8 protein-coding genes and 1 riboswitch are annotated in these 11,851 nt (G+C 65.9%); of the genes, 5 read left to right on the top strand and 3 right to left on the bottom strand.

The genetic code is table 11. From position 1 onward, the window contains the following. Positions 1-95: 95 nt before the first annotated feature. Positions 96-1,976 (bottom strand): arginine decarboxylase, encoded by a 1,881-nt coding sequence (gene speA, locus JW897_RS10400; protein ID WP_048414831.1) that lies wholly within the window; start codon positions 1,974-1,976, stop codon positions 96-98. A 654-nt stretch (positions 1,977-2,630) separates the two neighbouring features. On the opposite strand from speA, the gene astE reads away from it, so the two are divergent. Beyond that, positions 2,631-3,629 carry a succinylglutamate desuccinylase gene (astE, locus tag JW897_RS10395; protein ID WP_205466027.1) on the top strand — a complete coding sequence of 333 codons (999 nt, stop codon included), beginning with the start codon at positions 2,631-2,633 and terminating at the stop codon, positions 3,627-3,629. Between the two features lie 240 nt (positions 3,630-3,869). On the opposite strand, the gene blaCHA is transcribed toward astE, so the two are convergent. Then, complete coding sequence (gene blaCHA, locus JW897_RS10390; protein WP_205466026.1) at positions 3,870-4,757, bottom strand: CHA family extended-spectrum class A beta-lactamase; 888 nt, start codon at positions 4,755-4,757, stop codon at positions 3,870-3,872. Between the two features lie 213 nt (positions 4,758-4,970). On the opposite strand from blaCHA, the gene JW897_RS10385 reads away from it, so the two are divergent. Further along, complete coding sequence (locus tag JW897_RS10385) at positions 4,971-5,294, top strand: DUF3761 domain-containing protein (RefSeq protein WP_205466025.1); 324 nt, start codon at positions 4,971-4,973, stop codon at positions 5,292-5,294. 290 nt (positions 5,295-5,584) lie between these two features. On the opposite strand, the gene JW897_RS10380 is transcribed toward JW897_RS10385, so the two are convergent. Continuing rightward, positions 5,585-6,565 (bottom strand): sodium:calcium antiporter, encoded by a 981-nt coding sequence (locus JW897_RS10380; RefSeq protein WP_048414835.1) that lies wholly within the window; start codon positions 6,563-6,565, stop codon positions 5,585-5,587. A 56-nt stretch (positions 6,566-6,621) separates the two neighbouring features. Next, a riboswitch (yybP-ykoY riboswitch) is annotated at positions 6,622-6,766 on the bottom strand. 285 nt (positions 6,767-7,051) lie between these two features. On the opposite strand from JW897_RS10380, the gene JW897_RS10375 reads away from it, so the two are divergent. From JW897_RS10375 to JW897_RS10365, 3 genes are read left to right on the top strand one after another with little or no spacing between them, the layout of a single operon-like run. Next, complete coding sequence (locus tag JW897_RS10375; protein WP_205466024.1) at positions 7,052-9,352, top strand: acyl-CoA dehydrogenase family protein; 2,301 nt, start codon at positions 7,052-7,054, stop codon at positions 9,350-9,352. Positions 9,353-9,407: 55 nt separating this feature from the next. Next, entirely contained in the window at positions 9,408-10,634 is a 1,227-nt protein-coding gene (locus tag JW897_RS10370; RefSeq protein ID WP_205466023.1) for a CaiB/BaiF CoA transferase family protein, read from the top strand. Between the two features lie 42 nt (positions 10,635-10,676). Next, positions 10,677-11,846, top strand: a complete 1,170-nt coding sequence (locus JW897_RS10365) for an ABC transporter substrate-binding protein (protein WP_205466022.1) — start codon at positions 10,677-10,679, stop codon at positions 11,844-11,846. Positions 11,847-11,851 lie beyond the last annotated feature (5 nt).

The raw sequence follows: 11,851 nt of genomic DNA, 5'->3' as shown, positions 1-11,851 counted from the left end.
TAGTCCAGCACAGAATGGTCTGTCCGCGCACAGACGACACAAAGGAAAACAGCCGGGCGTCGCCCGGCTGTCTTGTTAGCGCTTGCTGAGTCGAATCAGACCGACAGGTAAGACGACTGCTTCAGACCGCGGCAGAACTCGGCGAAGAACAGGCTGCGTTCTTCGCTGCTGAGGTCCGCGGCGCGGGACTTGGCTTCGTAGCGGTTGAGGATGTCCTCCGGCGACAGGTGCACATAGCGCAGCATGTCTTCGATGGTGTCGTGCTCTTCCACGCCGGAGAACTCCAGCTCGCCGCCGTCGCGCACATAGACGTTGACCGAGTCGGTGTCGCCGAACAGATTGTGCATATCGCCCAGGATTTCCTGGTAAGCGCCCACCAGGAACACGGCGATCAGATACTCATCGCCCTGCTTCACCTCGTGCACGGACAGGCTGGACTCGATGCTCTGCTGGTCCACGTACTGCTTGAGCTTGCCGTCGGAATCGCAGGTCAGGTCTTGCAGCACCGCGCGGCGCGTCGGCTGCTCGTTCAGACGGTGCAGCGGGGTGATCGGCAGGATCTGATCGATGGCCCAAGTGTCCGGCAGGCTCTGGAACACCGAGAAGTTGCAGAAGTACTTGTCGGCCAGACGGTCGGTCAGCTCGTCGTACACCTGGCGCTGCGAACGCTGGCTGGCTTGCAGCTGGCTGTGCAGGCGGCGGCACAGCGCGGCGTGCACGTCTTCGGCCAGCGCCTTTTCCTTCAGCGACAGGCGGCCGGCGGCGTACAGATCGGTGACTTCCGACACGTAGTGGCTGGCGCGGTAGTAGATTTCAGTGACCAGGTCGTCGTCGTTGAGCTGCACCAGCTCAAACAGCTTGCGCACCGGCTGCGACAACGCGGCGATGTCGTCCACCTGCGGCACTTCGTCCGGCAGGCGCTCGACATCGGTCACGTTCATGATCAGCACCGCGTGGTGGGCGGTCATCGCGCGGCCGGATTCGGACAGGATGCGCGGATGCGGAATGCCGTTCTCGCCGCAGAACTCGGACAGCATGGAGACGATCACGTGCGCGTACTCGTCCATGTCGTAGTTGATCGAGCTGTCGTTGCGCGAATGGGTGCCGTCGTAATCCACGCCCAGGCCGCCGCCCACGTCCACGTGATCAATGGGCAGGCCCAGCGCGCGCAGTTCGGCGAAATAGCGAATGGCTTCGCCGAAACCGCTACGGTAATCGCCGATGTGGGCGATCTGCGACCCCATGTGGAAGTGCATCAGGCGCACGCAGTCGGCCAGGCCGGCTTCGGTCAGCTTGTCCGCGGCGGAAATCAGTTGGCCGGCGGACAGGCCGAATTTGCCCTTCTCGCCGCCGGTGTCCGCCCATTTGCTGGACGCCAGCGAGGACAAACGCACGCGCATGCCGATATTGGGACGAATGCCCAGCTTGCGGGATTCGTCGATCACCAATTCGACTTCCGACTCTTTCTCGATGACGATGAACACCTGGTGGCCCAGACGCTCGCCCATCAGGGCCAGACGGATGTAGTCGCGGTCCTTGTAGCCGTTGCAGACGATGGTGCAGCCCTTGGGCGCCAGCGCCAGCACCGCCATCAGTTCCGGCTTGGAGCCGGCTTCCAGGCCGATGGACACGTCAGGCGTGGCGATGATGCTCTTCACCACCGCTTCTTGCTGGTTGACCTTGATCGGATAGATGGCGGTATAACGGTTGCCGTAGCCTTGTTCGGCGATGGCCTTGTCGAAGGCCGCGCACAGACGAGTGACGCGGTCTTGCAGAATATCCGGAAAACGAACCAGCAGCGGCAGGTCCAGGCCCTTGCCGGACAGCTCGCCCACCAGGCGGTGCAGGTCGATTTCCTTGTTTTGGCGCACATTCGGACGCACGACGATATTGCCGTTGGCGCCCATGTCGAAGTACCCCGCTCCCCAATGCCGGATGCCGTACAACGCCCGGCTATCAGCCACAGACCAAGCCATGAGTTTTCCCCTCAAGAACTGACGGAAAGCCCTGAACCCCGCGCAATGGGTGGACACAGGGATTTCCAAAGGACGCGCCCAGGCCGCCGCAGAAAAAGCGATAAGCCAGCCGCAAGAGCATCCTTATGATGGATAACCCCGCTCCTTAGTGCGCGGCTTTCGGGCTGAACAGCTTTTATGTGGGCCTGGGATGTCGGAGCGAAACAATTGAATTGTAGGTTTGCAAAGCTGCAAACGAGCGCGGATTGTAACAACATCACGCGGCTTGACAAGTAAAAAAATGTATAAAAATCCGCATGTCCAATTTAATCGACAAGCCCGCACCAGGCGGCCCGGCGAGCCTTGCCCGGCAAGGCTTGAGCAAAAACAGCCCCCTATATTTTCCTCATGCCGGCAAGCGGCCGATTCTCCGGCCGGAGTCGCCGCGTTTCAGGCAATGGACTTGTCCAAAATATTCAACAAGGTCGCGCTGGGTCCCCCTGCGCCGCAGCCCGAAAAAACCACAATGCGGTCTGGCGCGCCAAGCCCCGCCGGACAAGGCTTTTAGCCCAAATACGGCATGTTTTTTCAAATCTGCGCCACGCGCCGCCACTAGCCGCGCCGGCTCTGGTTACAATGCCCCGGTCATCCCTAGCCGCAAGCACGAGCCAGCCCATGCGCGAGCATCACCACGATTTTCTGTCCTGGACCATGAATCCCGCCTCCTCCGCCGCCACGGAATGGCAACTGCCCTCCGGCGTGCGGGCGCGCTGGCTGGATTACGGCGTCGTCGAGTTGGAGCCGGTCGCCGCGGCCAGCGATTCCCTGCTGCTGTCCAGCGGCGTGCACGGCAATGAAACCGCGCCGATCGAAGTGCTCAACGCCATCCTGGCCGACATCGCCGGCGGCAAGCTGGCGCTGCGTTGCCGGCTGCTGGTGATTTTCGGCAACCTGGACGCGATGCGGCTGGGCAAGCGTTATCTGGATTACGATATGAACCGGCTGTTCAACGGCGCGCACGCGCGCCAGCCGGAAGCTCGCGAAGCGGCGCGCGCCACGCGGCTGGAACAGGCGGCGGCGGACTTCTTCGCCTCCGCCCGCGGCCGGCGCTGGCATTACGATCTGCACACCGCGATCCGCGGCTCGGTGTTCGAGAAGTTCGCCATCTACCCTTATCTCCACGAGCGTCCGCACAACCGCGCGCAACTGGCCTGGCTGAAAAGCTGCCAGGTGGAAACCGTGCTGCTGCACAGCCAGCCGGCCAATACCTTCAGCTACTTCACCAGCCGCCACTGCCAGGCGGACGCCTTCACGCTGGAATTGGGCAAGGCGCGGCCCTTCGGTCAAAACGATCTGTCCCGCTTCGCCGGCATCGATCAGGCGCTGCGCCGGCTGATCGCCGAACCGGAGCAAGAGCTGCCCGGCTACCGCGACGGCGACCTGCCGCTGTTCCAGGCCAAGTACGACATCGTCAAACACAGCGAGGCCTTCCGCCTGCACCTGGCCGACGACGTGGAAAACTTCACCGCGCTGCCGGACGGTTTCCTGATCGCCGAGGACGGCGAGCACCGCTACGTGGCCGTCGGCGGCGAGGAGCGCATCCTGTTCCCCAATCCCACGGTCAAGCCCGGCCTGCGCGCCGGCATCGTGGTGACGCCGGCGCGCCTGCCCTGAGAACCTGTTCAAAGTCCGCGGCGCTTCGCGAAGCCTTGCGCGGTGAGTACCCGCTCAAAATGCTCACGCAGCCCTCGCGCATTCCGCTTTTTCGCTGATATTCGCCTTGTCTCGCTCTTGCTCGCGAGACTTTGAACAGGCTCCAGGCCAGGCGCGACAACGCCGCAGCTTTGGCTGCGGCATTGTTGATTCCGGCAGAACCCGCCCGCCGCGCAAGATTTTCAGCGCGCGGCCTCCTACTTAAATAAACTCGGCGGCCGCCACCCGCGCCACCGCGGCGATCACCGCGTTGCGCTCGTCCATCATCGCCGACGATCCCCAGTAATACACCGACAGCAGCAACGGCGACTTGCCCGGCCGCCAGGCCACGGCCACGTCGTTGGCGGCGCCGTGGCCGCCGCTGCCGGTCTTGTCCCCCACTCGCCATTCCGCCGGCAAGCCGGCGCGGATGCGCAGATTGCCGGTGGTGTTGCCCAGCAGCCAGTCGTTCAACAACCCGCGCTGCCGCTCCGGCAACAAGGGGGAAAACAGCAGCGCATGCAGATTGGCCGTCATCGCCGCCGGCGTGGTGGTGTCGCGCGGATCGTCCGGTTCGGCCAGGTTCAATTCCGGTTCGATCCGGTCCAGGCGGCTCTGGCCGTCTCCCAGCGAACGGGCGAAGCGAGTCACTTCCTGCGGCCCGCCCAACTGCTCCAGCAGCAGATTGGCGGCGGTGTTGTCGCTGAAGCGCATCGCCGCATCGCACAAATCCTTCACCGACATGCCCTGCTCCACATGCTGCTCGGCGATAGGCGAATAGTCGATCAATTGATCGCGCCGGTAGTCGACATGGCGGTACAGCAGGTCAGGCTGCGCCGCGCTGCGTTGCAGCAAGGCGCCCACCAGCAGCAGCTTGAAGGTGCTGCACATCGGGAAACGCTCATCGGCGCGATAGGCCAGGCTCCGCCCGCTGTCCACCTCCTGCGCGAACACGCCGATGCGGCCGCCGGCGTTGCGCTCCAGCTCCGCCAGCTGTCGCGCCGCCGGCGCCTCGCCCGGCGCCCGCAACGGCGGGCGGGCACAACCCAAGATCAACGGCGAGGCGGCCAAGGCCGCCAGCAAAACGCGCCGCTGCGCGAAATAATCCATAGTTCCATCCCCAGATCGGTGTGACGACGCGGCCCATGGCGGGGCCGGCCATCGCGGTTTAGTTCCCCCGATGCGCATTGCCGCTACCCGTGACAATGACAATGAACTAAAATGCGATACATATTCTTTTGCGCTTGAACTCATCTAAATGGCCCGTAAGGAATCATAGACAGATTCAAGCTTTTTAAATGAATCATTAAACAATCGAATGACATGGAAAAGCTCACGCAGTTCCGTACGCCGGCTTGGCGGCGCGTCGTCGCCCTCCTCGGCCTGGGCCTGGCCCTGCTGGCCGCGCCGGTTCAGGCCAAAGCGCCGCCCACCCATCGCCACGCCAGCGCGCCGGCGCAAGAACAGTTGCTGGAACACGGCAGCTACACCAACTCCGACGGCGTAGAGGTCCACAGCCCGGCCCACACCCGCTCCGGCAAGGCGCCGGCCGGCGCCAGCGCGCGCTGCCGCGACGGCAGCTACAGCTTCAGCCAGCATCGGCGCGGCACCTGCTCGCATCACGGCGGCGTGGCGGCCTGGCTCTGAGCCCGTCTCAGAGCCTGTTTACGATCTCGCGAGCCGAAAACCGCTGAGAAAGCGGAATGTACATGCGCTACATGAGCATTTCGAAGCGGGTTTCAACGCCCTTATCTAAACTATCCCGCCGACGCGCAGCAGATCGTAAACAAGTATTCAGAACATGCTTACGATCTCGCGAACTAAGGCGAGACAAGGCGAAACCGGCTGAGAAAGCGGAATGTACATGCGGTACATGAGCATTTCGAAGCGGGTTTCAACGCTGTATCGCCGACGCGCAGCAGATCGTAAACAAATTCTCACACCAGACAGCCGGCAAACACCAAGTACACCGCGCCCGCGCCCAGCAACCAGCGGCCGTCCACGCTGCCGCGGCGGAACAACAGCCACAATCCGACAATCGCCGCCATTGTGGCCAGTCCGGACCACAGCAGGACGCCGTCGAACATCCACGGGGTGAAGAACAGGCCGAAGGCGCTGGGAATCGTCGCCTGAATCATCATCGCGCCGGAAATATTGGCCAGCGCCAAACGCTCCTTGCCCTGACGCAGCCAGATCAGCGCGTTCATGATTTCCGGCAGCTCAGTGGCCACCGGGCTCAACAGCAAGGCCACCAGATGTGGCGCCATGCCCCAGTGCCCGGCCAGCGCCTCCAGCTGCGCGACGAAACCGTGCGCGGCCGCCGCGATCACCACCAGGGCCAGCAAGGCCTGCGTCGCCGCCCAGCCCAGGCCGCCGCCGGCGCGCAGCTTCAAGGGGTCCAGCTCCTCCTCTTCCGGCGCGGTGTCCGCGCTGCGGATCTCGCGCCAGACATAGGCGGCGTAAGCGGCCAGGAACAGCACGCCCAGCCAGGGCTTGATGGCGAAGGCCACCAGGCCCAAGACCACCTTCAAGGCGAAGACCAGCAGGAAGGCCAGTTGGTCGCCGGCCAGCCGGCGGTGATCGACGCGCAGCAGATAATCTCCGCGCCCCAGCCGGCTGCGGTTGCGCCACAGGGCGAAACCCACCACCGCGTAGGCCAGCGTGGCCAGCACCAGCGGCCCGCCCAGAGCGGCGCCGACACCGATATCCTTATGTTGCGGCGTATCGCCGAAGGCCATCGCGGTCAAGGTCACCGCGCTTTCCGGCAAGGCGGTGCCGAAAGCGGCGAGCACGGTGCCGACGGCGCTGGCGCCCAAGTTCAGATGGCGGCCGCACCATTCGATGGCGTTGACGAAATATTGACAGGAAAGATAGATCAGGACGGCGAGTCCGAGCAGAAAAAACAGGGTCAACAGCATGGATAGTCTTGGGCCGGGCAAGCGAATGGACAATGGCGCAACGACGCGGCTTGCCCGGCGGCAAACGCATCGTGGCCAAAGGTCTCGCTTGGCGGCGCCGGCAATGCCGGCCGCTGACCGCGCCATGAGGAAAGCTCCTCAAGTTTGTTGACGCGGCCTCTTCGGCGGGGCCGAAGATGGCTACTCCCCAATGACAACGGCGCCATTGTGCCAGCCCGGGCGCGATGGCGCAAACCTAGGCGCCCGTCATGCGCGCCGCCGCTTAAGCCCAGCCTAATCCTCGCTTCGCCAAATGCGAATTGTCGATGTGGGTCAGATCATCGAGTCTATTCCCGAATTCCGGATTTAAGAGTGGCTAACAAAAATCAGTTTCACGTCTGAGGCAAGGCGCGCCGACGCAGGCAGTACTTGAGTACGGCAAGTCGGCGCAACGCAGCATCAGGAGTTTTGTTAGCCGCGCTAAATAGAGAACGATGGAGGCCGGACATGGATCAAGACCTATTGGCCCAGCTGCGCGACAGCGCCCGCGACTTGCTGAGCCGCGACAATCACGCCGCCCGCGTCAGAGACGGACGCGGTCGCCTGCCCAGCGGCCATGAGGCCGCGTCTTGGCGCGACCTCGCCGCCGCCGGCTGGCTGGCGATCTTGCTGGCGGAACGCGACGGCGGGCTGGGACTGGACCTGGCCGCCGTCGCCGCCGTCGCCGAGGAGATAGGCCGCAGCCTGCTGCCGGAACCGTTCACCGCGGTGGCGGTGCAGGCGGCGCAGGCGCTCAGCGCTTGTCCAGACAGCCCGCTGCGCGCGCAATTGCTGGAACGGCTGGCCGGCGGCCGGCTGCTGGCGGCGCTGGCCTGGCAGGAACGCGCCGGCCAGCAGGACGACGACCCCATAGACACCCGGGCCGAAGCCGACGGCGAGCATTACCGCCTTCACGGCCACAAAACCTTCGCCTTGCCGGCTGCCGCGGACCTGGACGGCTGGCTGCTGAGCGCGCGCGGCGACGCCGGCTGGCTATTGTTCTGGCTGCCGGCCGGCCTGCCCGGCCTGACGCCCAGCTACAGCCCCGGCATAGACGGCAGCATGATGGCCAGCCTGCGACTGGAGCAAGTGACCGTGCCGCGCGCCCACGCGCTGGCCGGCGGCGACGCCGCGCGGGACGCGGTGCGCCAGGCCAACGACGCCTCCCGGCTGGCGCAAAGCGCCGAACTGCTTGGCGTGGCGCGGCAGGCGCTGGCGTTGACCCTGCCCTATCTGGCCTCCCGCCAGCAGTTCGGCAGGCCCATCGGCAGCTTTCAGGCTTTGCAGCACCGGCTGGCGGACGCCCACATCCAGCTGGAACTGGCCGCGGCCGGCCTCGACGAAGCGCTGGAGGAACAAGCGGACCCGGCGCGGCTGGACAGCGCCCGCGTCAGCCGGCTGAAAGCCCGCTGCGCCGACGCCGCCATCGGCATGTGCCGGCTGGCGATCCAGCTTCACGGCGCCATCGGCTACACCGACGAGTGCGACATAGGCCTTTACTTCAAGCGCGCGCTGCACCTGAACGCCTGGCTGGGCAATGCCGAGCACCAGCGCCGCCGCTACCGGAAACTGCGCCCGCAGATAGCGGACGCTGAGCCGGAAGCAGCGGCGACGGCGGACTACCCCCGCGACGCCGACTGGGAAGCCATGCCGGAGGACGACTTCCGCCGCATGCTGCGCGGCTTCTTTTCAAGCCGCTATCCGCCGGCGCTGCGCCATCCGCCGCGCCGGCTGCGCTGGCACGAAATCCACGACTGGTATCTGACCCTGTCCCGCCAGGGCTGGATCGCGCCGGCCTGGCCCAAGGCCTTCGGCGGCATGGGACTGTCGCCGGCCCGCCACCTGGCCTTCATCGAGGAGCAGGAACGTCACGGCGTGGCGCGGGCGCCGGACCAGGGCATCGTCATGGTGGGTCCGCTGCTGATCCGGCACGGCAGTCCGGAGCAACAGCAGCGCTTCCTGCCCAGCATCCTGTCCGGCGAGCATATCTGGTGCCAGGGCTATTCCGAGCCCAACGCCGGCTCCGACCTGGCTTCGCTGCGCACCGAGGCGGTGGCTGACGGCGAGGAATTCGTCGTCAACGGCCAGAAGACCTGGACCACGCTGGCCCAGGACGCCACCCACATCTTCACCCTGGTGCGCACCGATCCGCGCGCCCGGCAGCAAGCCGGCATCAGCTTCCTGCTGATAGATCTGGCCACGCCCGGCATCACCATCCGCCCCATCGCCACCCTGGCCGGCCACGAGGAATTCTGCGAAGTCTTCTTCGACCAGGCGCGGGTGCCGGCAGCCAATCTGGTGGGCGGTCTGAATCAGGGCTGGAACATCGCCAAGGCGCTGCTGGGCTTCGAACGCATTTTCCTGGGCAGTCCCCAGCAAGCGCAGCAGGCGCTGGCGCAACTGGCGGCGCAAGCGCGGGCTCAGGGCGACTTCGACGATCCGGTGTTCGCCGACCGCTACACGCGGCTGGAACTGGACGTGGCCGACCTGGGCGCGCTGTACAAACACTTTGCAGCCATCGTCCGGCGCGGCGAAGCGCTGCCGCCGGCGGTGTCCGCGCTGAAAATCTGGGCCACCGAGACCTATCAGCGCATCAGCCTGGAGCTGATGGACCTGGCCGGGGAATACGGCAGTTGGGCCGACGCCGACCCGCACGCCGGCCAGGCGCCGGCGCTGTTGTTCAACGCCACCCCAGCCAGCATTTACGGCGGCAGCAACGAAATCCAGCGCAACATCCTGGCCCGGCACGTGCTGCAACTGCCGGCCTGAAGACCCGCGCCGTGTTCCGCGGCGCTTCCCCCATGCTAGAAAGGAGAGTCCGCTTATGCGCAGCGCTTTGTCCCATCTCCGGGTACTGGACCTGTCCAGGATTCTGGCCGGCCCCTGGTGCACTCAAAACCTGGCCGACCTGGGCGCGGACGTGATCAAGGTGGAGCGGCCCGGCAGCGGCGACGACACCCGCCACTGGGGACCGCCCTGGCTGCCGCGCCGCGAAGGCGAGCGGCCGGACTCGGTGTATTACGCCTCCACTAACCGCAACAAGCGCTCCATCGCCATCGACATCGCCTGCGCCGCCGGCCAGCAACTGGTGCGCGAGCTGGCCGCCCGCAGCGACGTGCTGATTGAAAACTACAAAGCCGGCGATCTGGCGCGCTACGGCCTGGCTTACGCCGACCTGCGCGCCGTCAATCCGCGCCTGGTCTACTGCTCGATCACCGGCTACGGTCACAGCGGCCCCTATGCCGGCAAACCGGGCTATGACTTCATCTTCCAGGGTCAGGGCGGCCTGATGAGCGTGACCGGCGAGCGCGACGAACTGCCCGGCGGCGGGCCGCAGAAAGCGGGTTTCGCCGTGGCCGACGTGCTCACCGGCATGTACGCCGGCGTCGCCATCCTGGCCGCGCTGCAGGCGCGCGAGCGCAGCGGCGCCGGCCAGCATATCGACATGGCCTTGCTGGACTGCGTGGTGGCGCTGGGCGGCAACCACGCCACCAGCTATCTGCACACCGGGGAGGTTCCCCGCCGCTGGGGCAACGCCCATCCCAATATGGTGCCCTATCAGGTGTTCGCCACCGCCGACGGCCACATCGTGGTCGCCGCCGGCAACGACGGCCAGTGGCAGCGCTTCTGCCAGGCGATAGAACGCCCGGAGCTGGCCACGGACGCGCGCTACGCCAGCGCCAGCGGCCGCATCGTCCACCGTCCGGACCTGGTGCCGAAGCTGGAGCGCGCCTTGCTGCTGCGCGACAGCGCCGACTGGCTGCAACGGCTGGAGGCCGCCGCCATCCCGTCCGGGCCGATCAACGACTATCGGCAAGTGTTCGCCGACCCGCAAGTGCGCCACCGCGGCCTGCACGCCAACATTCCGCTGCCGGACGACGAGGCCGGCTGCGCCACCGTGGCCAGCCCGCTGCGGCTCTGCGACACCCCGCCGCGCTACCGGCTGCCGCCGCCGCGCCTGGGCCAGCATACCGGGGAGATTCTGAGCGGACTTCTCGAAAAAACACCGGAAGACATCGCGCGGCTGCGCGCCGAAGCCGTCATTGGCTGAAGCCGCCGCGCTTAATAAGAGCCTGCAAGGAGGAGAACAAAAATGAAGCAAACCCGTCTGAACGCGGCGCTGGCCGCGGTGCTGGCCAGCGCCGGCATGAGCGTTGCCGCCGCCGACTTCAAAGTGGGCGTGCAGCTGTCGCTGACCGGCCCGCTGGCCCTGGCCGGCAATGAGATGTACCACGGCGTCCAGACCGCCGCCGACGTGTTCGCCCGCCGTTATCCGCAGCATAAAATCCAACTGGTGGTGGTGGACGATGAATCCACGCCGGCCAAGGCGGTGGCGGCGGTGGAAAAGCTGGCGGAACAGAAAGTGACGGCGATGGTGGGCGGCGTGATATCCAATATCACCGGCCCGGCGTCGGAAGCCGCCAACAAGGCCGGCATCCCCTTCGTCACCTCCGGCGGCACCAGCGACGATATGGTGGGACGCGGCCTGAAAAGCTTTTTCCGCATCAGCAACACCCCGGGCTACGCCCGCGGCATGAGCGGGCTGCTCGGCAGCCTGGGCGTCAAGTCCGCATCCATCGTCTACTCCTCCCGCGACGCCACCAGCGACCTGGCCGCCAAACTCAAGGCCAAGCTGGCCGCCGCCGGCATCGCCACCGTCATGCATCCGTTCGACCCGGCGGTGAAGGACTTCAAGCCCATCGTCAACAAGATCAAGCTGCGCGACCGCAGCGAGGCCATGGTGATGATCGCCTACGAAAACGACTACGTCGGCATCCTGCGCGCCGCCCGCGTGCTCAAGCCGCCGCTCAAGGCGGTGGTGGGCGCCTGGGCGCTGGCCACGCCCAAGATGGCGGCGGCCTTCCCGGAATTGACGCCCAATGTCTTCGGCGCCACCGTGCTGCCCACTCAGATCGGCAACAACCCGCAGGCGCAGGAGTTCGAGCAGGCCTATCGCCAGCGTTACAAGAGCAGCGCCTCCTACCACGCCCAGACCAGCTACGCGATCTCCCGCCTGCTGTTCGACGCGCTGGCCAGGACCGAGCAGGCCGGAACGCTGAGCAAAAACGGCGCGCTGGCCGCCGAGCTGCACCGCGCCGGCGCCGAGGCCACCCTGCTGGGGCCGGTGCGCTTCGATGAACGCGGCGACAACCCCAACTACACCGCCCACATGGGGCAGTTCCGCGCCAACGGCGACATCGACATCGTCTGGCCGGCCGCTTACGCCACCGCCAAGCCAAGCTACCCGGCCCTGCCCTGGTGAGCGGG

This window comes from Chromobacterium alkanivorans, assembly GCF_016937655.1.
GTDB classification, from domain to species: domain Bacteria; phylum Pseudomonadota; class Gammaproteobacteria; order Burkholderiales; family Chromobacteriaceae; genus Chromobacterium; species Chromobacterium alkanivorans.
The sequence above is the reverse complement of the archived record's forward strand: the minus strand, read 5'-3'. Positions and strand labels throughout refer to the sequence as shown.